This window comes from Candidatus Binatia bacterium (genome assembly GCA_036563615.1).
GTDB lineage: Bacteria > Desulfobacterota > Binatia > UBA12015 > UBA12015 > DATCMB01.
The window spans coordinates 185,511-205,297 of sequence record DATCMB010000009.1; the positions used below are offsets into that span (position 1 = coordinate 185,511).

Genomic DNA, 19,787 nt, shown 5'->3' on the forward strand with positions numbered 1-19,787 from the left:
GCTCAGAGTGCGTCCGGCTCGAGCTCGAGCTCGATCACCGTCGCGAGCGGATCGATCAGACGCTCGGGCACCGTGATCGTCAGCTCGCCGATCGGGTTCTGGTTGAACAGCGTGTCGACCACCGTGCAGCGCGCGCGGTGCTCGAGCGCCGTGCCGGTCGCGAGGTCGCGCACGCCGCGCACCTTGCGCACCGGCAGCCCGCGCACCGCGACCGTCTCGTACGGCCGTGAGAGCAGGTGGAGGAAGATGCGGTTCCCCTTGCGCGTCGACGGGCCGTAGAACTGCCACGGCTCGAGCCCGGGCCGCGTGTCGTGGATCGCTTCGGCGTGCTGCGCCATCCACTGCGAGATCACGTCGAGGCGCTCGACCTGCCACTCCGGGAGGCTGCCGTCGCCGGTTGGCGAGACGTTGAGCAGCAGGTTGCCGCCGCGTCCCGCGACCTCGCACAGCGTGTGCACGAGCTGGCGTGCCGACTTGTAGTCGGTGTCGGCCGGCACGTGGCCCCAGCTCTCGTTCATCGTCAAGCACGTCTCCCAGGCGCGTGCGGGCGGCACGGCGGGGACGAACTGCTCCGGCGTGTCGTAGTCGCCGACGCCGGGCAGGCGGTCGTTGAGCACGATCTCCGGCTGCAAAGAGCGGATCATCTTCTCGAGCTCGTCGCTCTTCCACTCCGAGGCGCGACGCTCCCAGCCGCCGTCGAACCACAGCAGGTCGATGCGGCCGTAGTTGGTCAGCAGCTCGCGGATCTGGCCGAAGAGGAACTCGAGGTAGCGCTGCCACTGCTCCTCGGTCGGGCGCGGCTTCATGCCGTACGTGTAGGGACGGTCCGCGTCGGTGAACGGCGGATAGTCGGGATGGTGCCAGTCGCACAGCGAGAAGTAGAAGCCGACGCGGAGCCCCGCTGCGCGCGCGGCGTCGACGTACTCGCGCACGAGGTCGCCGCGATACGGCGCGTGCATCGCCGAGAAGGTGCTGAGCTTCGTGTCGAAGAGCGCGAAGCCGTCGTGGTGCTTCGTGGTCAGGACCGCGTAGCGCATGCCGGCGCGCTTCGCGGCCGCCATCCACTCGTGCGCGACACCCTTGCGCGGCGCGAAGCTCGCGGCGCCCGCGTGGTACTCCGCCGCCGGCACGTCCTGGCAGTACGGCATGGCCTTGGTCCCGCCGACGAGCGGCCACGAGAGCTCGAGCCCCCGCGCGCTGGAGTGACCGAAGTGGATGAACATGCCGAACCGTGCGTCTTCGAACCACTTGCTCATCCGGCCCTCATCGCACACCGGAGACCGCGTCCGCCATCGCGCGCCGCGTCGTTCGCACGTGCGGCGCCGCGATGTGTGGGCGCAGTCGCGTTCATGTCAAGCACAGACGCGCGAGCACGAACGGCGTCCGGTGCGACGCGCTACGCCCGCGCGAGCTCGAGGTCGACGCGATCGAGCAGGACGTCGAAGCGCGTCGGCTTGCGCAGCACCAGGGTCGCGCCGAGCTCCTCGGCGGAGCGCGCAAGCAGCTCGTCGCCCGTCAGCGCCAGCACCGGCACGGCGCGCAGGTCTCGCCGCCAGAGCATGCGCTTGGTCTCGAGGAAGGCGATGCCGTCCGATGGCTCGTCGTCGAGGTCGAGCACGACCAGGCGTGGCGCGTGCTGCGGCAGCCGGCAGAGCGCGTCGCGTCCGAACGCGGCCTCGGTGGCGGACACGCCGTCGGCGGCGAGCAGCATCGTGAGCGACTCGCGGAAGTCGCGGTCGCGGCCGACCACCAGCACGTCGCACGGCTCGGGCGCGGGGCGCGTCTGCGCACGGCGCGACACCCGTGCGCGCAGCCAGCGCGTGAAGCGCCGACCGAGCCGCGGCGTGCGCGGCATGCGGCGTCGCTCTTCCAGACTCGTGCTCTTCGCGCGTGGACGCATCGACTCGAAACCCAAGAACAGCAGATCAGAACAGCAAGAGCGATGCCCGCGACTCGAGCGCGCCCGAAGTGGCAGGCGCCGCGGCGCGTCCTGTAACTCGCGGGAGGGATGATGTCGAAGCGACAAACGGAGATCGCGCCGCGCGACGTCGTCCGTTGCGCTCGACCCGCACGCCCGCGTGGGGCCGCTGCGCGCACATCCGGGGCACGTCCGTTGCACGATCTCTCGCGATGCGCCGCATGAGCGAGCAGGCATGACGCCGGCGGAGATCGCCGCCGCGCTGCGCGAGATCGCGGCCTACGTCGACCTCGAGGGCAACCGCTTCCGCGCGCGTGCATACGAGCGCGCGGCGCGCAGCATCGGCGCGGTCGCCGAGCTCGACCGCCTGATCGCCGAGCGACGTCTCGACGAGCTGCCGGGCATCGGCAAGTCGCTCGCGCGCGTCATCGAAGAGCTCGCGACCCGCGGACGCATCGAGCTGCTCGAGCGCCTGCGCGAGCGCTGGCCGCGCGTCGTGCTCGAGCTCGCAGCGCTGCCGGAGGTCGGGCCCGAGCGCGCGCGACGGCTGCACGAGGGGCTCGCGCCGACGAGCCTCGAGGAGGTCGCGGCGCTCTGCGAGGCGGGGCGGGTCCGCAAGCTGCCGGGATTCGGCCGCGTGAGCGAGGCACGCGTCCTCGAGGCGATCCGTACGCGACACGAGCGCGGCGCGCTGCTGACGCTCGAGGATGCGCGGCTCGCGAGCGAGGAGCTCGCATCGATCGTGCGCGCGGCGCCGGGCGTCGCGGACGTGCAGGTGTGCGGGCCGGTGCGGCGCTGGATGGAGGTCGCGGACCGCGTCGTGCTCGCGGTCGCGAGCGACGACCCGCGCACGCTGCTCGCGCGAACGCGCAGCTACGCCGCGACCGTCGCGCTCGACGAGGCGCAGCAGGACGGGGCACGCGACGGCGCCAGGATCGGCGTGCTGCGCGGCCAGCTCGCGAGCGGCGTCGTGTGCGAGCTGTACGTCGCGTCACGCGAGCGCTTCGGCGTCGCCCTGGTCCTCGCGACCGGCTCGCATGGGCACCTCGCGGCGCTGCGCGCGCACGCGCGCGAGCGCGGCACCGAGCTCGAGCGCATCGCGGCGCCCGACGAGGCCACGCTCTATGCGGCGCTCGGCCTGCCGTGGCTGCCGCCCGAGGTGCGCGACGGCACCGACGAGATCGCGGCCGCGCTCGCGGGCGACCGCTTCGACGATCTGATCGCGCTCGAAGACCTCGCGGGCGCCGTGCACTGCCACACGACCTACAGCGACGGCAAGCACACGATCGCCCAGATGGCGCAGGCCGCCGCCGCGCGCGGGCTCGGATACTTGACGATCACCGACCACTCGCGCAGCGCCGGCTACGCGGGCGGTCTGACGCTCGATCGCATCGGGCAGCAGTGGCTCGAGATCGACGCCGCCCAGCGCGCGACCTCCGTGCGGCTCTTGCGCGGCACCGAGAGCGACATCCTCGCCGACGGCAGCCTCGACTACCCGCACGACGTGCTCGCGCAGATGGACGTCGTGATCGCGAGCATCCACCAGCGGCACAAGCTCGACGTCGACGCCATGACCCGGCGCGTGGTCACCGCGCTGCGCCAGCCGATCTTCAAGATCTGGGGCCATGCGCTGGGACGCATCCTTCTCCACCGCGACCCGATCGCGGTGCACTTCGATCGGGTGCTCGACGCGATCGGCGACTCGCGGGTCGCGGTCGAGATCAACGGCGACCCGCGGCGGCTCGACCTCGATCCCGAGCGCGCCAGGCTCGCGCGGGCGCGTGGCGCGCGCTTCGTGCTGTCGGCGGACGCGCACGCGACCGGTCAGCTCGACTACCTCGCGAACGCCGTCGGCATCGCACGCCGCGCGCGGATCCGGCGCCACGAGGTGCTCAACACGCTGCCGCCCGACGAGTTCGCGCGCGCCGTCCGCCCGGCCTGAGTCCGCGTGGTGGCGTGAGTCTGCCCGGCGCCGTCAGCGCGTCGATCTCCGCGCGGAAGGTGAGCGCGTTGCGCACCGCGTGGCCCTCGGCGTCGTTGTCGAAGAACACGTAGACGTCGCGGCCCTCGCGCGCCCACTCGACCGCGCGCGCCGCCCAGCGGCGCAGGCTCGCGCGCGAGTAGCACGACGCGTACTTCCGCGTGTGGCCATGCAGGCGGACGTAGACGAAGTCCGCGGTGGCGGCGTCCCAGAGCGGAAAGTCGGGCGCGTCGCTGATGCACACCGCGACACCGTGGCGCTCGAGCAGCTCGGCGCACGCGTCGGTGAACCACGAGCGATGGCGAAACTCGATCGCGTGCCGCGCCTTGCGCCAGGCGCGCAGCGCGCGCAGGAAGCCCGCGAGGCGCTCGAGGTCGGCCGCGAAGCTCGACGGCAGCTGCCAGACCACCGCCTCGAGCTTGTCGCCGAGGCCGCTCGCCTGATCGCGCAGCAGCACGACCGAGCGCTCGACGTCGCGCAGGCGCTTGTAGTGGGTGACGAAGCGGTGGCCCTTGATCGTGAACCGGGTCTCGGGCGGCGTCTCGTCGCGCCAGCGGCGGTAGGTCTCGCGCGCGATCTGAACGTAGAAGGAGCCGTTCACCTCGAGCGCGCCGAAGGTCCGCGCGGCGTGCGCGAGCCAGTCGCGGCGCGGCACGCCCCGGTAGAGGTGCTCGCGCCACGAGGGGTAGTTCCAGCCGCTCGTGCCGACGAGGATGCGTCCGCGGGCCACCCCAAGGGCGGAAGCACGTCTCGCGCCAGCGCCCGGCCGGTGGCACGATGGTCGGGAACGCCATGAAGACGAGCGCACGTGCCGGCGGCTCGCGCCTCGCTCGCACCGCGAGCGAGGGGCGGACGAAGCGCGCGAAGAAGACGAGCGCGGCGAAGACCTCGGCCGAGGCACGTCTCGCGACCTACCGCGCGAAGCGGCGCTTCGAGAAGACGCCCGAGCCCTCGGGCGACGGCAAGGCGGCGCGCAAGCGCAAGGCGCGCGGTCCGCTGTTCGTGATCCAGAAGCACGCGGCGCGCAACCTGCACTACGACTTCCGCCTCGAGCACGACGGCGTGCTTTGGAGCTGGTCGGTGCCGAAGGGGCCGAGCCTCGACCCGAAGACGCGTCGGCTCGCGGTGCGCACCGAGGACCACCCGCTCGAGTACGCCGACTTCGAGGGCATCATCCCGGCCGGCGAGTACGGCGGCGGCACGGTCGTGGTGTGGGACCGCGGCACCTGGACGCCGGAGGGCGACCCCGCGGAGGCGCTGCGTCGCGGACGGCTCACCTTCGAGCTGCACGGCGAGAAGCTGCACGGTCGCTGGCACCTCGTGCGCACGCGCGGCCCGGGGCGCGACGCCGACCGGCACGAGAGCTGGCTGCTGTTCAAGGGGCGCGACGAGGCGGCGAGCGAGCGCACCGACATCGTGCAGGAGCGTCCCGAGAGCGTCGCGACCGGACGCACGCTCGAGGAGGTCGGCGAGGCGCGCGACCGGCTGTGGCACTCGAACCGGCAGGCAGCCGAGCAGGACGGCGGCACGCGCGTCAAGAAGAAACGCGGCGCCAAGGACGACGGCGCGGCGGCGGAGGAGGGCGGGCAGAGCCTCTTCGATCTGGTCCGCGCGCTGCCGGTCGACGTCAAGCTCACGAACCTCGACAAGGTGCTCTACCCCGAGGCGGAGCTCACCAAGGCGGCGCTGATCGCCTACTTCGCGGTGGTCGCCGATCGCCTGCTCGAGCACGCCGGGCGCCGTCCGCTGACGCTCGTGCGCTGTCCCGACGGCCACCACAAGCAGTGCTTCTTCCAGAAGCACGCTCGCGAGGGACACGGCATCCCGAAGTCGATCCGGCGCGTCCCGATCCCCGAGGACGACGGCGTCGCGCAGTACATGATGATCGAGGACCTCGAGGGCCTGATCGCGCTCGCGCAGCTCGGGACGCTCGAGATCCACCACTGGGGCTGCCACGCGGACCAGATCGAGCGTCCCGACCTGCTGGTGATGGACATCGATCCGGACCCCGAGCTGCCGTGGCAGATCGTGGTCGAGACCGCGTTCGAGCTGCGCCGCCGTCTGCACGACCTCGGCCTCGAGAGCTTCGTCAAGACGACGGGCGGCAAGGGGCTGCACGTCGTCGCGCCGGTCGCGCGGCGCATCGGCTGGGACGACTTCAAGGCCTTCGCGAAGGCGATCGCCGACCGTCTCGCCGCCGATCAGCCGGAGCTCTACACGACGAACCCCGCCAAGGCGGGACGCAAGCGCAAGATCCTGATCGACTACCTGCGCAACGGGCGCGGCGCGACCGCGGTCGCCGCGTACTCGCCGCGCGCGCGTCCGTACGCGACGGTGGCGACGCCGGTCTCGTGGGACGAGCTCGAGCGCGGCGTCGATCCGAAGGAGTTCACGATCACGACGCTGCCGCGCTTCCTCGGCGAGCGCCCGGACCCGTGGGCCGGCTGGCACGACGTCAAGCAATCGATCACCGCGGCGGCGCGCAAGCAGCTCGGGATGCGCTGAGGCCTTCGCGCGAAGGCTGCGTGCGCGCGGGCGTCAGCCGGGCGTCGCCGGGATCGAGCTCGCGGCGATCTCCTCGATCACGAGACGTCCGCGCTGCGGCGCGCCGTCGACGGAGAATCCGTCGCCGTTGGTCCGCGGCTCGTAGGCGAGCACGGGCTTCGCGAGCGGGGTCGCGTCCCGGGTCGAGAAGCTCACGATCAGGCGCTCGCCGGGCTGCGTGGGCAGGGGAGGGAAGCGCACCTCGACGGGCGCGAGCTCGCTCGGCAGCGCGTGGCCGGGCAGCTCGACGGCTCGCACCGGCTCGGGCTCGTCGGCGCGGTGAAGCGCAACTCGCAGCACGAAGTCGCGCTCGCCGTCCGCGCGCGCGCGCAGCCGCAGCCCGGAGAGCACGTCGCCCGTCGCCTCGAGCGGCTGGCGGTACTCGTTGTCGCAGAAGAGACGCGCGGTGCCGGCGACGTCGGGTCGCGGCCGGGGCGCGATGCCCGCGAACACCTGCGCGTAACCGACGAGCGTCGCGAGCGACGTCAGCGCGAGCAGCGCGACGTAGCCGCCCGCGACGACGGCGAAGCGCGCGCGGAACGCGGCCAGCCCCGCGCTCGTCGCCGCGACGGCCAGGACCGGCAGCACCGGAAAGAGGTAGCGCCCCTGCGGCGAGCTCACGCTCTGGTTGAACGAGAGCAGCGCCGCCGTCAAGCACACGACGCCGACCGCGAGCGGCAGCGTGCGCCGCGCGCGGGCGAGCCGTGCGAGCCCGCAGAGCGCCGCGGCGACGAACGGCAGCCAGACGACGTACGCGACGCTCGGACCCGCGACGTGCATCAGCCCGGCCTTGAAGACGAAGGATTCGTAGACGTTGCGGGCGAAGTGCCAGTAATCGACGCCCGCGAACGGCTCCGTGCGGCGGAGGCCGAAGCCGACCCAGGTGTCGCGCACGAGCCGGGCGGTCGGAAACGGCGAGCCGAGCTCGCGCCACTGCTCGACGTACCACCATCCCGCGAGGACGGCAGGCACCACCGCCACCAGCAGCGCGAGCCGGAGCCGCCTCGCCACAGGGCCCGCCGGCGAAAGCGCGAGCGCGAGGAGCGGCACCGGCACGAGCGCGACGCTCGACGCCTTGGTGAGCAGGCCGACCGACAGCGCGAGCCCCGCACAGGCGGCGATGCGCGCCGTCGGCCGCGCGAACAGCAGCACGCTCGCGTACGCGACGCCCGCTCCTGCCGCGGCGGCGAGCGCGTCGTGGTTGAGCGACGCCGAGATGTACTGCAGCTGCGGCAAGCTCGCGGCGAGCGCCGTCGCGACCAGCGGCGGTCCCGTGCCGCCGAGGACGACCCTGGCGAGCTTCCAGGTGAAGAAGAGCAGCACGACGCCGGGCAGGATCGTCAGCAGACGAGCTGCGTGGACGAAGCGCGGACCGTCCGCGTACGGAAAGCGCTCGTCGGGAAAGCCGTGCGCCAGGATGACGCCGGGCGTGCTCGGATCGCGATTGAGCGCGTAGCCGAGGAACACGCGCTCGTAGTCGACGCCGGTCGCGGCCGCGAGCGGCGCGAGCAGCGCGTGGTAGAGCGGCGGGTGGAAGGCCATGCGCACGCAGTCGCCGAGCAGGCGCGGCAGGCGACGATGATCCGCGAGGAAGACCGCGTAGCGTGCGTGCTCGACCTCGTCCGGGTTCTCGAAGGGCGGTGCGACGACCGAATAGCTCGCGGACAGCAGGCAGAAGAAGAGCACGACGCCCGCGAGCAAGCCGTATTCGCCTGATGAGCCTCGTCGCCTCATGAGGGTGGACGTGCCGCCCCGTGTCGTGGGCGCACGGTCTTAGCGGTTTTCACGCGCCGAAGCGAAGCGTGCAGGCGACGACGAGGGAACTACTTGACGGCAACCCGGCCCCGTGCGACGGTCCGCGCGCGCACCCTCCTTCCGCGTGACCCGGAGCCGGTTTCGTCGCCCTTCGCGCAGGGCGTGGCGGAAGGAGGTGCCCCATGTTGCTGCGGGTGCAGTTCGCGGGGGAGACGTTCGCGCGCATCCTGCGCCGCGGCTTCGCCAAGCAGAACCTTTGCGACGCCCAGGTTCTCGAGGTGGTCGCATCGCAGCCGCAAGGCAACGACCTCGGCCCGTTCGAGCTCCTGAACAAGCCGCAGCAGACGCACAAGGGGCTCGTCTTCCTCGACCACATCGAGATCAGCGAGAACCCGCCGCTGCCGTTCGAGGTCGGACCGTCGCGGACCTTCGCGCTCGACGGAACGCCGCTCGAGCACCCGGCGCTGCACTTCGCGCAAAGGGTGACCCTCGGGATCGTGACGTTCCTCGACCTGCACAGCAAGATCAACATGGCGCCGGACGTGCACACGCTCGACGTCACGCTCGTCTTTCGCCTGGCGCTCGAGATGCACTACGCCCAGCGGGCGTTGACCCTGACGCACGTCCAGACCCGCGACGTCACGGTCGGGAAGAGCCTCGCGAAGCTGGCTGCCCGCTTCCAGGTCGGCCTCGAGAGCAAGGACGTCGAAAACATGCTCGCCTCGGCGCTCGCCGAACCGATCGCGCAACCGCTCGGCTTCCTCGACGAGCTCGGCGCGCTCGAGCTGCCGCCGGTCGCACACATGGGGATCGCCGGCAGCGTCGGATTCGGCTCGATCGAGATGCGCTTCGACCTGCGCGAGGGCGGGCAAGCCGGGATCGATTTCGCCGCCTGGCAAGCGTTTCACAACCAGACCGGCGTCGACGACCTGCGCGCGGGACGCGACTGGGCGCTGCTGATCGACCGCGAGATCCTGGTCGGGCGCGGGCGGCGGATGTTCGAGCAGGGGCTCGAGGCGGCGGAGAAGAAGAACGCCTTTCGCCGCAGCGGCGCGCCGATGGCGACCTGGAACGCGTCCCCGCCGCGCATCGATCTCTCGTGCAGCGGCAAGGCGCCGGACGCTCTCAAGTGCCTCGGCCAGGGGATCGACGTCCCGGTGACCGTCAAGGTCGCCTGCGGGCTCGGCATCGCGCAGCGGCAGATCGGCGGACAGACGCGGACGGTGCTGCGCGCCGACGTGAGCGCGTCGCACGACGCCGATCCGGACGCGATCGCCGCGCTCTGCCACGGCGTCACGCACTCGCTCGAGCTCGACAACCTGCTCGACCGCCTCGAGTCGCTGTTCGACGGCAGCTTCGTCGGCGACTTCGTCGGCTGGCTGCAGGGGACGAAGCCGCTGTTCCCGGTCGGCGTCGCCGTGGTGTTCGGACCGGTCGCGCTGCTCGCGCTGTGCGTCGTCGACGTCGTGCTGTTCGCGCTCGAAGGCGACACGTCGAGCACGCTCGACGAGGCGCTCGCCGGCTGCGAGATCCCCGATCCGAGCAATCCCGACGTGCAGGTCTGCTACCTGCAGCTTTCGGTCGAGCCGGGTCCGGGCGCGGACTATGGCTTGACGCTCGATGCGGCCAGCGGTCGGTCCGACGGGCTCGTGCTCGCGGGCAACGTCTCCGTCGGCGGGCTCGCGCGCCCGACGATCGAGGTCGTGCCGGGGACGCTCGCGTGGGTCGAGCCGCGCAAGACGTGCGACGGGCCGCTCCACTGGAGCGCCAACGGCTCGATCCTCGTCAAGCAAACGGCAGGCGACTGGCCGGTCACGGTGTGCGCGACCTTCCCCGACACGATTGCGTTTCAGGGGCTGCCGCCGAGCAAGGACTACGACAAGTTCGTGCGCAGGTCCGTGCTGTCCGACAAGCCCCGCGAGGTCGAGCTCGCGATCTCGATCCCGGCGGGGGAGATCCCGCCGGCTGCGGCGTGCTTTCGCACGCACGTCGTGACCAGCGCGGGCGTACGCCTCGTCTGGATCCCGTTCCCGCCGCCGCTCGATCCGCAGGTCGCCCAGGAGGGCGAGTTCTGGGCGCAGGCCTGGCGCGTGGCGTACTGCGAGACGCTGGTCGACGACTGGACGCGCTACTTCCAGAAGTACAACCCGCGCTGGTCGATCGACCCGCCGCCCTACGAGCACCCGTACGAGAAGCGGCTGTGGGTCGTGCTCGGCGAGCGCTTCTGGGTGGCCGACCGCGTCCTCGCCTACGACGGCGGGCGCCGCCTGGTCGAGGCCTACGCCGACCACGAAGGCCGAGTGAGCTTCGGCGTGCTCGCCGACGGCGACGAGCTCGTGCTCGAGCGCCAGCCGCCGCTCGTGCGCGGCACGATCGGCTCCGTGCTCTACGGTCACCACGTCGAGCAGGCGCGCTCCGAGCGCCCGGCGCGGCTCCAGCCGCTCGACGAGGAGCGCGCCGCCGACGCGCGCCGTCCCTCGCTCGCCGTGCACCAGCTCCAGCTCCTCGAGTACGCGCGCGTCCCGGTCGCGGTGGATGCTGCGCAAATCGAGGGCGTGCTCACGGGCCGCGGCGTGCGCTTTCGGGTGCGCGGCCGCGGCGGCGAGAGCGCGGTCGAGATCGATCGGCACGGCGTCGTGTCGCTGCGCCGCCGGCGCGCGGGACGGGCGGCGGACGCGTCAGCTCGCCTCGCCGAGCGCTCGCTCGACGCGAGCCTCGTCGTGCGCGACGCGCGTGCGGCGATGCTCGGGCTCGCGCCCGCGCAGCTCGAGGTGCTGCGCGACGAGTGCCGCGAGCTGCGCAGCGTCGGCGGCGGCGTCGAGCTCGCCGCGACCTACACCGCCGGCACCCCATGGTGCTACCGCGCGGCGCAGGTCGGCGACTGGTTCGCGCAGCTCGACGACGCGACGGCGACGCTCGGCCTCTACCGCGTCGGTGGCCGGGTCAGGTTCCCGGTGCGGGAGACGCACCGGATGCCGTAGCGCGAGGGCCTACACCGCCTCGTCGAGCTCCTCGAGCGTGCTTGCGTCGCCGAGCAGCGCCTGGGCCTGGGACATCGGCAGCTGCTCGACGTCGCGCAGCTTGCGCTCGATCGCGCGCGAGCGGCGGGCGGCCTGCTCCATCGTGGTCGACGCCTGGTCGAGCTTCTTCTTGACGCCGTCGAGCACCTCGCCGAACTTGCGGAACTCCGTCTTGACCGCGCCGAGCAGCTTCCACACCTCGCTCGAGCGCTCCTGGATGGCGAGCGTGCGGAAGCCCATCTGCAGGCTGTTCAGCAGCGCGACGAAGGTCGACGGGCCGGCGACGACGACGCGGTGGTCGCGCTGCAGCGTCTCGAGCAGGCCCACACGACGTGCGACCTCGGCGTACAGACCCTCGGTCGGCAGGAACATGATCGCGAAGTCCGTGGTGCGCGGCGGGTTGATGTACTTGACGCAGATGTCCTTGGCGCACGCCTGCACGCGGCGCTCGAGCGCCTTGACGGCCGCGTCGTGCGCTTCGCGGTCGGCCGCCTCCGCGGCGTCGACCAGGCGCTGGTAGTCCTCGAGCGGGAACTTGGCGTCGATCGGCAGCCACACCCACTCGCGCGATCCGTTGCCGTTGCCATTGCCGGGCAGCCGGATCGCGAACTCCACGGCCTCGAGCGTGCCTTCGCGCACGCGCACGTTGCGGTCGAACTGCTCGGGCGCGAGCACCTGCTCGAGCAGCGCCGCGAGCTGCACCTCGCCCCAGCCGCCGCGCGTCTTGACGTTGCTCAGCACCTTCTTGAGATCGCCGACGCCCGACGCGAGCGACTGCATCTCGCCGAGCCCCTTGTGCACCTGCTCGAGGCGCTCCGAGACCTGCTTGAAGGACTCGCCGAGGCGCTGCTCGAGCGTGCCGTGCAGGCGCTCGTCGACGGTCTGGCGGACGAGCTCGAGCTTCTCGGCGTTGTCGCGGTGCATCTGGCCGAGGCGCTCGTCGACCGTCGCGCGCAGGCGCTCGAGGCGGCCCTCGTTGCTCTCGGTGAGGCGATCGAGGCGCTGCTCGACCGTCTGCAGGAGGCCGGTGAGCTGCTGCCCGAACTGCTCGAGCTGCGTCTGCTGAAGCCGCGCGATGTCGGTGGTGCGGCTGTGCAGCGAGTCGCCGAAGGCGCCGAGGCTGCGCGCGAGCTCCTCGCGGGTCTCGCGCGCGACGCTCGACGCCTCGCGGCGGTTGCGCTCGCCCTCGTCGCGCACCGTGCTCTCGGTGCGGTCGTGGCGCTCGCGGAGCTGCTCGAGCGCGTCGAGGACCGGCGCCAGCTCGTCGCGGCGCGGGCGGCGCAGGGCGACGATCAGCAGCACGATCGTGAGCAGCGCGGTGGCGGCGGCCGCGACGTACAGGACGTCGACCGATTCGATGATGCCCGCCAAGTCCGTCATGCCGTCGCCTCCCTCCTGCGCCTTTCGCACCGCGGGCCGCGGGCGCCCTCGGAGCCTCGATCGGCTCCGAGCCTACCCGCTTTCGCGGACAGCGGCTGTCCCCTGCGCCCGTCCCGCGGCCGAGCGCAACATCTTGTAGCGCATCGGCTCGCGAAACCCTAGCGGTTGTTTCGCGGCGCGGGGAAGGGCGGAGGCTCGGGTGTGGGCAGGCCGGCGCGGATGCGGGCGGAGAACGCCGGGTCGTGGTCGGCGGCCCGGGCGCGCTCGACCACGTTGCTGCGCTCCTTGAGCTCGGCGAACGGCAGGCTCGTGTCGATCGCGCCGCGCTCGTAGAGCATCTCGTCGACGTGGCCGTTGACGAGCAGCCGCCAGTCCCACGGCGCGGCGACGCCGACGTGCTGCGTGTGCACGCGGATGCCGGTCGTGCAGTTCTCGAGCAGCGCGTTGTACCAGCGCGGCTTGCGCGCGAGCTCGTTCATGGTCTCGACGTAGTCGAGCAGCAGCTCGCGGACGGGCTCCGGGCGCGCGCGCAGGCGGTAGAGGTAGACCTGCTCGCCGCGGTAGTTCGTGCGCAGCCGCACCACGTCCCGCTCGTCCGCGACCACGTAGTACAGCTCGTACTCGCGGAAGAAGCCGCGGATCGCCGAGTACGCCTCATCGCGCTCCTTGCGCGTCTCGATCGAGATCGCGAGGTGCTCGCCGTCGCCGAAGTCGAAGCTGACGATCGTGTGCGCGATCGCGGGCGAGCCCCAGTAGGAGAGGAAGAGGTCGAGCCCGCGCAGCTTGCGGAGGTCGTAGCGGCGCTCCTCCCAGCGCTCGGTGAAGTCGGTCTCGCTGCGGTAGTCGAAGTTGCGGACGTTCTCGACGATCAGCGTGTCGCCCTCGACGCGCGCCGTCGGCGGACGCGCGACGTCGGGCGCCCAGTCGCGCTGGTTCGACGGCCGCAGCGACGACCACCACAGCAGCACCACCGCGAAGGCGATGCCGACGAGCGCCGCGCGACGCGCGAGCGAGCGCACGCGCAAGAGCACGAGCAGCACGCCCGCGGCGAACGCGAGCGCGACGCCGTGCGCGAGCCACGCCGGTCCCGGCAGCCGGAACCACAGGGCGAGCACCGCCCAGGGGGTGAAGGGCAGAGCCGCGACGGCGAGCAGGACGCTTCCGGCTCTTCTCATCCGGGCGGCGGGGCGGTTGCGGCGTTCGGGTGCGCGGCGTCGTACTCGGCGATGTGCTCGAGCAGGATGCGGCGGATCTCGTTGATCGTGTGCGGATTGTCCTGGCACGAGTGCCCGGACACCACGATGAACTCCGACTCGACGCCGTCGATGTGCGCGCTCGTGTACTCGACGACGCCGTCGTCCGCGGTCTCGAACGGCGCCTCGGGATCCTTCACCGCGATGATCGAGTGTCCCTTGATCCCGGGCGCGAGCGGCGTCTTCGAGAGCTCCTCGATCATCGGGTTGCCCGGCGTCATGCCGAAGACGCTCGTGCCCAGGCCCCAGGCGCGCGCGTTGAGCTTGTCCTGGTTGCGCCGCAGCAGGTCGGTGCCGAGGCGCGTGAGATCGGCCGGCAAGACGATCAGCCGCGCCGCCTGGTGCGCGAGCCAGCTTCCCGCGACGTAGCTGCCACGGTGCGGGGTGGCGAGGAAGACGACGCGCTTGACGCTCGGGACGGGCTCGATGAACGCCATGTTGCGGATCATCTCGCGCTCGTCGTTGCCGAGGTCGATCTCGTCGAACGGACGGTTGCTCGCGATGCGCCAGAAGCGATCGCCGCTGTCGATCGCGGTGAGCTTGGCGAGCAGCCCGCCCTGGCTGTGGCCGATCACCACCATGTCGCGCAGCGCGGGGTCCTTGCCTTCGGGGTCGAGCGTCTCGACCATCTCGCGCAGCGACTCGCGCAGCAGCATCGCCGAGTAGCCGATCGGGTTGCCGGTGTCGTACATGAAGAGCCACGCCTGCACGCGCGGCCCGATGCGGCTGTCGTTGAGGATCTCGTTCATGAGCTGCGCCCAGCGACCCGGGCTCGACGCCGTGCCGTGGACGAGGATGATCGGGATCCGCCCCGGGCGGTACGGCGACAGCGACGCGAGCTGCGTGCCCTTCTCGATCGCGCCGACCCGCTGCAGGAAGCCGCCGATCTCGCGCTGCCAGACCGGCGACTCGGCGAGCATGTAGGCGAGCGACGCCGTCGTCTCGCTCTCGAGCGGCACGCGCTGCCCGTCGATCTCGACGTCGCGTTGCTGCACGGGCTCCTCGAGCGTCAGCCAGCCGGCGACCCGTCCCGCCTCGAGCTGCGGTCCGACGTCGTCGCCGAGCCGCAGCACCGCGGTCACCGGCACCTTCACCCACGGCTCGACGTGATCGTCGAAGCTCTTGCCGTACAGCGGCTCGGTGCTCGCCGCGAGCGGCGCGCCGATGCCGGTCCAGCGGTAGCGCGTCGCGAGGCCCTTCACCTCGAGGTCGGCGACCGGCACGAAGTCGGTCAGCTTGCGGCTGCCCCAGATCAGCTCCGACTCGTCGAAGTAGACGTCGAGCGTGCCGAACGGCACCGGGTAGCTGCCCGACTGCGGCACGAAGTTGCCGCGCCGTCCGTAGGCGAAGCCGCGCACGAGGCCGCGGTTGTACATGTCGGCCGCGACGCGGATGCGCGCGTCGAGCGGCTGCAGCGGCTCGTCTTCGCGCGGGAAGAGGAAGAGCCAGGCGTACACCGCGGCGGCGCGGTGGTAGGCCGGGTCGTTCTTCCTGTCGGCGTAGGCGAACGAGAGCTCGGCGAGCGCGTAGACGTCGTTGCGTCGCGCTTCACCGCGCGCCAGCACCTCGTGCAGCGCGGCGATGGTGGCGGCCGGGTCGTCCTCCCAGAGCTCGACGAGGTCGTAGCGGTAGAGCGTGTTGCGCGTCGGCGCGCTCAGCGTGTCCGAGGTCAAGATGCTGCGCTGCAGCTCGCGCTGCACGGTGGTCGGGTCCATGCGCTTGACGCCGACCGGCGTGCCGCAGCCGGCGATCGTCGAGCAGCAGACGAGCAGCAGCGCGACGCCGACGTGGAGCGTGTGCTGCTTCACCGCGCCCCTTCGCTCGGCGGCACGTAGAACACCGACGGACGCTCGTGCGAGCCGAGGACGGCTTGCGGCGTCAGGTGCCGGAAGAGCTGGATCAGACCCGCGACGTTGCCGGTCCAGCCGGTCTGGTGGCTCGCGCCGATGCCGGCGCCGTTGTCGCCGTGGAAGTACTCGTAGAACAGCAGCAGGTCGCGGAAGTGGGGATCGGTCTGGAACTTCGTCGTGTCGCCGTAGACGGGGCGGCGGCCGTCGGCGCCGCGGCGGAAGATGGTGATGAGCCTCCGCGCGATCTCCTCCGCGACGCCGTAGAGCGTCATGCGGCGTCCCGAGCCGGTCGGGCACTCCACCGTGAAGTCGTCACCGTAGTAGGCGTACATCGTCAGCAGCGCGCGGATGATCAGCAGATTGGTCGGGAACCACACCGGTCCACGCCAGTTCGAGTTGCCACCGAAGAGCCCCGAGGTCGACTCCGCCGGCTGGTACTCGACGCGGTGCTCCTCGCCGTGCACCACGAACACGAACGGGTGCTCGAGGTGATGGCGGGAGATCGAGCGGATTCCGAACGGGCTCAGAAACTCGCCTTCGTCGAGCATGTGCGCAAGGACGCGGCGCAGCTTGCTCTCCTGGAGGACACCGAGCAAGCGACGGCCGCCGACGCCCACCTCGGTCGGCGGCATGATGTTGTGCAGCAGCTCGGGGTAGCGCTCGAGGTAGCGCTGCACGCCACGGAACAGGCGGGGAAAGCGCTCTCTGACGTCGGTCGCCCAGATGGTGGTCGTCGCGCACAGCGGCAGCAGCCCCACCAGCGAGCGCACCTTGAGGCGCTGCGCGCTGCCGTCGGGGAGGCGCAGCACGTCGTAGAAGAACCCGTCCTCCTCGTCCCACATCGCGTCGTGCGCCTCGCCGATGCGGTCCATCGCCGCGGCGATCGACAGCGCGTGCTCGACGAACTTCAGCGCGAGCTCCTCGTACGCCGGATCCTCGGCCGCGAGCTCGAGCGCGATCTCGAGCATGTTGTGGCTGTAGAGCACCATCCACGCCGTGCCGTCCGCTTGCTCGAGCGAGCCGCCGGTCGGCAGCGGCTTCGAGCGGTCGAAGACGCCGATGTTGTCGAGGCCGAGGAAGCCGCCCTCGAAGACGTTCTTGCCGCGCGGATCCTTGCGATTGACCCACCAGGTGAAGTTGACCAGCAGCTTGTGGAAGGCGCGCTCGAGCCAGGCGCGATCGGCGCGGCCGGTGCGCATGAGCTCGCTGCGGTAGACGTGGATCGTCGCCCAGCCGTGCACCGGCGGATTGACGTCGCCGAAGTTCCACTCGTAGGCGGGAAGCTGACCGCTCGGGTGGAGGTAGAGCTCGTTCAGCATCAGGTCGAGCTGCTGCTTCGCGAAGTCGATGTCGACGATCGCCAGCGCGAGGCAGTGGAAGGCGAGGTCCCACGCCGCGTACCACGGGTACTCCCACTTGTCGGGCATCGAGATGACGTCGTCGTTCAGCATGTGGAACCACTCGCGGTTCCGCACGCTGCCAGCCTCCTTGTGGCGCAGCGGATGGCTCCGGTGCTCGTCGAGCCAGACGTCGAGGTCGAAGAAGTAGTACTGCTTCGACCACAGCATCCCGGCGAGTGCTTGACGCGCGATCATGCGCTCCTCGGCGTCGGCGGCGGGCGGCGTGAGCACGTCGTAGAACGCGTCGGCCTCGGCCTTGCGCTGCTCGAAGAGCGCATCGAAGCCGGCGCCGAACGCGGGCTCGTGGCTGCCGTCTGCCCTGAGCCGCAGACGCAGCACGCGCTCGCCGCGCGCCGGCACGACGTACGCGACGTGCGCCGCCGACTTGGTCCCCGTGCGCTCCGGGTTCACCGCGCCCGCCTCGCCGTCGACGAGCCAGCGGTGGAAGGCGTCCTTGACGAAGGGGCTCGCGTTCGGCTGCCCGGAGAGACGCTCCTCGTTGCTCTCGTTGTCGGTGAAGAGGAGCGTCGCGGACGCGTCGTCGCACGAAAGCACGTACGTGCCGAGCACGTCGTGCGACGCGACGATCGCGGGCTCCGAGGACGAGCCGTCGCGCGCGCGCAGCGACGGCTTCGCACCGCCGTGCGGACGCCGCCACGTGTTGCGGAACCACAGCGTCGGCAGCACGTGCAGCCGCGCGTCCTCCGGTCCGCGGTTCGCGACCGTGATGCGGATCGCGACGTCGTCGGGAGCGGCCTTCGCGTACTCGACGAAGACGTCGAAGTAGCGGTCGTCGTCGAGGACGCCGGTGTCGATGAGCTCGTACTCGAGCTCGCGCCGCGTGCGCGCGCGGTTGGTCTCCACCAGGTCCGCGTACGGGAAGGCGCGCTGCGGGTACTTGTAGAGCGCCTTCATGTACGAGTGGGTCGGCGTCGAGTCGAGGTAGAAGTAGTACTCCTTGACGTCCTCGCCGTGGTTGCCCTCGCTGTTGGTGAGGCCGAAGAGACGCTCCTTCAGGATCCCATCCCGGCCGTTCCACAGCGCGAGCGCGAAGCAGAGACGCTGCTTGTCGTCGCTGATCCCGAGGAGCCCGTCCTCGCCCCAGCGGTACGTGCGCGAGCGCGCCTGGTCGTGCGTGAAGGAGTCCCAGGCGGCGCCGGTCTCGCTGTAGTCCTCGCGGACCGTGCCCCACTGACGTTCGCTGAGGTACGGCCCCCAGCGCCGCCACGCGACGCCCGAGCGCGCTTCGTCCAAACGCTGCTGCTCTGCGGTCACCGGAACCTCCCCGGCGCTGGCGCTGGATCGCGACCGGCCGTCAAGAACATCATGCCTGGTTCGCGGCCGCGAGGAATGAGGGAACGCTGCGCTCGGGTGGGTCCGCGAAGCGACGTCGGACGTGCGGGCGGATGCGACGCCGCGTCACGCGCGCGCGTGCGGTCGAGCGCCTGCCGGCGACGCCGGGACAGGCGTCCAGGCCGCGCGCCGACCGGCGCCGGGCAGCGCACCGGCGCCGGCGGAGGAAAGCTGCGTCTCCAGCCGCCGGCGCCGCCGCGCAACGTCGGCTCAGCTCTTCGGCGCCGGGGTGACCGCGACCGCGACCGCCTCGGTGTACGTGATCTCGACCAGGTCGCCGACGGCGACGCCTTCGAGACGGGTCGGATCGCTCACCTTCACCGACACGACGTTGCCCTCGGGTCCCTTGAGCTTGACGGTGTTGGTGTGGCGGTCGACCGAGACGATCGTCGCCGTGATCGTGACCGCGGAGGCGCCCGCCATTCCGGGGCGCGCGCCATACGGCGCCGTCGCGACGTCGGCGGCCTCGGCGATGCCGGGCTCCGTCGTGCCCTTCTTGCGCACCTGGTAGGCGATCGCCTCGTAGAGCACGAGGGTGACCAGGTCGCCCTTCTTCACCTGGTCGAGGTTCTTGACGTCGTCGCTGACGTGCACCCTGCGGGTGTCGCCGTCGGGTCCGAGCAGCGTCACCATGCGCGTCTGGTGGTCGATCGACTGCACCGTTGCCGTGACGGTGACGGTCTCCTCGGCCATGCCGCCGCCTTCCGTGCGCGAGGAGCTCACCGAGACGGTGGGCGGCGGGGGCGGGGCGGGCTTGCGGCTCGCGCAGGCCTGCAGCGCGATCGCCAGGGCGGTTGCACCGATGAGAAGCGTTCGTGTCGTCACGGCTCGTCCTCCTCCTGCCGCCGGAAGGGCGACTTCGTCTGGTTGTCGGCGCTTTGCGCCGACTCGTTGAACGACCTTGGACGAGGACGCGGCCCGGGACGTCAGCGCGTCGTCTCGGGACGTACCGGGTTGCGGGGGCCGGGGTTGACGTCGCCCGGAGTCCCTTCCGTGTCAAGCCCGCCGCGGCGCATGCCGGAAGGAGGGACGCCGGCGGGATTCGCCGCGCTCGGGGCACGCGTGCCGCTCAGCGAGCCGCCCGCGGTGCCCGGTGCGCCGGCGGTGCCTCGTCCGCTCGCGGTGCCGGGCGCGCTCCCCGGGCTGCCGAGCCCGCTGCCGACGCCGGACGTGCCCACGCCGCTGCCCGTGCCGGCGCTGGCTCCGGTGCCGGCGCCCGAGCCACCCTGCGCGTGCGCGACCCCGCCCGCGAGGAGCAGCGCCGCGGCGGCGCCGGCGACGATCATCCGCTGGTGAAGCTTGCGTCTCATGGCGGCTGCGTGGTGCAGCGCAT

13 protein-coding genes are annotated in these 19,787 nt (G+C 71.7%); 3 read left to right on the plus strand and 10 right to left on the minus strand.

The genetic code is table 11. The features are described from left to right. Positions 1-2: 2 nt before the first annotated feature. Positions 3-1,256 carry an alpha-L-fucosidase gene (locus VIS07_08590; GenBank protein HEY8515557.1) on the minus strand — a complete coding sequence of 418 codons (1,254 nt, stop codon included), beginning with the start codon at positions 1,254-1,256 and terminating at the stop codon, positions 3-5. A gap of 140 nt (positions 1,257-1,396) precedes the next feature. After that, the gene (locus VIS07_08595; GenBank protein HEY8515558.1) at positions 1,397-1,855 is read right to left on the minus strand and encodes a response regulator; all 459 of its coding nucleotides are present in this window, start codon (positions 1,853-1,855) and stop codon (positions 1,397-1,399) included. A gap of 298 nt (positions 1,856-2,153) precedes the next feature. Between VIS07_08595 and VIS07_08600 the strand changes: the two genes are divergently transcribed. Beyond that, positions 2,154-3,860: a PHP domain-containing protein gene (locus VIS07_08600; GenBank protein ID HEY8515559.1), complete on the plus strand. Its 1,707-nt coding sequence runs from the start codon at positions 2,154-2,156 to the stop codon at positions 3,858-3,860. Here the strand turns inward: VIS07_08600 and VIS07_08605 are convergent. Then, positions 3,811-4,629: a DUF72 domain-containing protein gene (locus VIS07_08605; protein ID HEY8515560.1), complete on the minus strand. Its 819-nt coding sequence runs from the start codon at positions 4,627-4,629 to the stop codon at positions 3,811-3,813. The two genes, VIS07_08600 and VIS07_08605, sit on opposite strands and share 50 nt — an antisense overlap. A 62-nt stretch (positions 4,630-4,691) precedes the next feature. Here VIS07_08605 and ligD point away from each other — a divergent pair, with 62 nt between their 5' ends. Then, positions 4,692-6,404: a non-homologous end-joining DNA ligase gene (ligD, locus tag VIS07_08610; GenBank protein HEY8515561.1), complete on the plus strand. Its 1,713-nt coding sequence runs from the start codon at positions 4,692-4,694 to the stop codon at positions 6,402-6,404. A 33-nt stretch (positions 6,405-6,437) separates the two neighbouring features. Here the strand turns inward: ligD and VIS07_08615 are convergent, their stop codons facing one another. Next, the gene (locus VIS07_08615; protein ID HEY8515562.1) at positions 6,438-8,144 is read right to left on the minus strand and encodes a glycosyltransferase family 39 protein; all 1,707 of its coding nucleotides are present in this window, start codon (positions 8,142-8,144) and stop codon (positions 6,438-6,440) included. Between the two features lie 236 nt (positions 8,145-8,380). Here VIS07_08615 and VIS07_08620 point away from each other — a divergent pair, with 236 nt between their 5' ends. Continuing rightward, positions 8,381-11,179: a hypothetical protein gene (locus tag VIS07_08620; GenBank protein HEY8515563.1), complete on the plus strand. Its 2,799-nt coding sequence runs from the start codon at positions 8,381-8,383 to the stop codon at positions 11,177-11,179. 9 nt (positions 11,180-11,188) lie between these two features. On the opposite strand, the gene rmuC is transcribed toward VIS07_08620, so the two are convergent. From rmuC to VIS07_08650, 6 genes are all read right to left on the minus strand, one after another. Continuing rightward, complete coding sequence (gene rmuC / locus VIS07_08625; GenBank protein HEY8515564.1) at positions 11,189-12,598, minus strand: DNA recombination protein RmuC; 1,410 nt, start codon at positions 12,596-12,598, stop codon at positions 11,189-11,191. Positions 12,599-12,756: 158 nt separating this feature from the next. Then, positions 12,757-13,773 carry a DUF4105 domain-containing protein gene (locus VIS07_08630; protein ID HEY8515565.1) on the minus strand — a complete coding sequence of 339 codons (1,017 nt, stop codon included), beginning with the start codon at positions 13,771-13,773 and terminating at the stop codon, positions 12,757-12,759. After that, positions 13,770-15,659 (minus strand): alpha/beta hydrolase, encoded by a 1,890-nt coding sequence (locus tag VIS07_08635; protein HEY8515566.1) that lies wholly within the window; start codon positions 15,657-15,659, stop codon positions 13,770-13,772. The genes VIS07_08630 and VIS07_08635 overlap by 4 nt, the downstream gene beginning before the upstream one ends. Beyond that, on the minus strand, positions 15,656-18,376 hold the full coding sequence (locus VIS07_08640; GenBank protein ID HEY8515567.1) for a glucosidase: 2,721 nt from the start codon (positions 18,374-18,376) through the stop codon (positions 15,656-15,658). Before VIS07_08640 ends, VIS07_08635 begins: the two co-directional genes overlap by 4 nt. Before the next feature lie 288 nt (positions 18,377-18,664). Next, positions 18,665-19,279 (minus strand): hypothetical protein, encoded by a 615-nt coding sequence (locus VIS07_08645; protein HEY8515568.1) that lies wholly within the window; start codon positions 19,277-19,279, stop codon positions 18,665-18,667. Between the two features lie 101 nt (positions 19,280-19,380). Further along, positions 19,381-19,764 (minus strand): hypothetical protein, encoded by a 384-nt coding sequence (locus tag VIS07_08650; protein HEY8515569.1) that lies wholly within the window; start codon positions 19,762-19,764, stop codon positions 19,381-19,383. Positions 19,765-19,787: the final 23 nt, after the last annotated feature.

What these genes read in the sequence shown, in the direction of transcription:
- VIS07_08590 (HEY8515557.1), bottom strand. Translation starts at nt 1,256, where the DNA reads ATGAGCAAGTGGTTCGAAGACGCACGGTTCGGCATGTTCATCCACTTC.
- VIS07_08595 (HEY8515558.1), bottom strand. Translation starts at nt 1,855, where the DNA reads ATGCCGCGCACGCCGCGGCTCGGTCGGCGCTTCACGCGCTGGCTGCGC.
- VIS07_08600 (HEY8515559.1), top strand. Translation starts at nt 2,154, where the DNA reads ATGACGCCGGCGGAGATCGCCGCCGCGCTGCGCGAGATCGCGGCCTAC.
- ligD (HEY8515561.1), top strand. Translation starts at nt 4,692, where the DNA reads ATGAAGACGAGCGCACGTGCCGGCGGCTCGCGCCTCGCTCGCACCGCG.
- VIS07_08620 (HEY8515563.1), top strand. Translation starts at nt 8,381, where the DNA reads ATGTTGCTGCGGGTGCAGTTCGCGGGGGAGACGTTCGCGCGCATCCTG.
- rmuC (HEY8515564.1), bottom strand. Translation starts at nt 12,598, where the DNA reads ATGACGGACTTGGCGGGCATCATCGAATCGGTCGACGTCCTGTACGTC.
- VIS07_08630 (HEY8515565.1), bottom strand. Translation starts at nt 13,773, where the DNA reads ATGAGAAGAGCCGGAAGCGTCCTGCTCGCCGTCGCGGCTCTGCCCTTC.
- VIS07_08650 (HEY8515569.1), bottom strand. Translation starts at nt 19,764, where the DNA reads ATGAGACGCAAGCTTCACCAGCGGATGATCGTCGCCGGCGCCGCCGCG.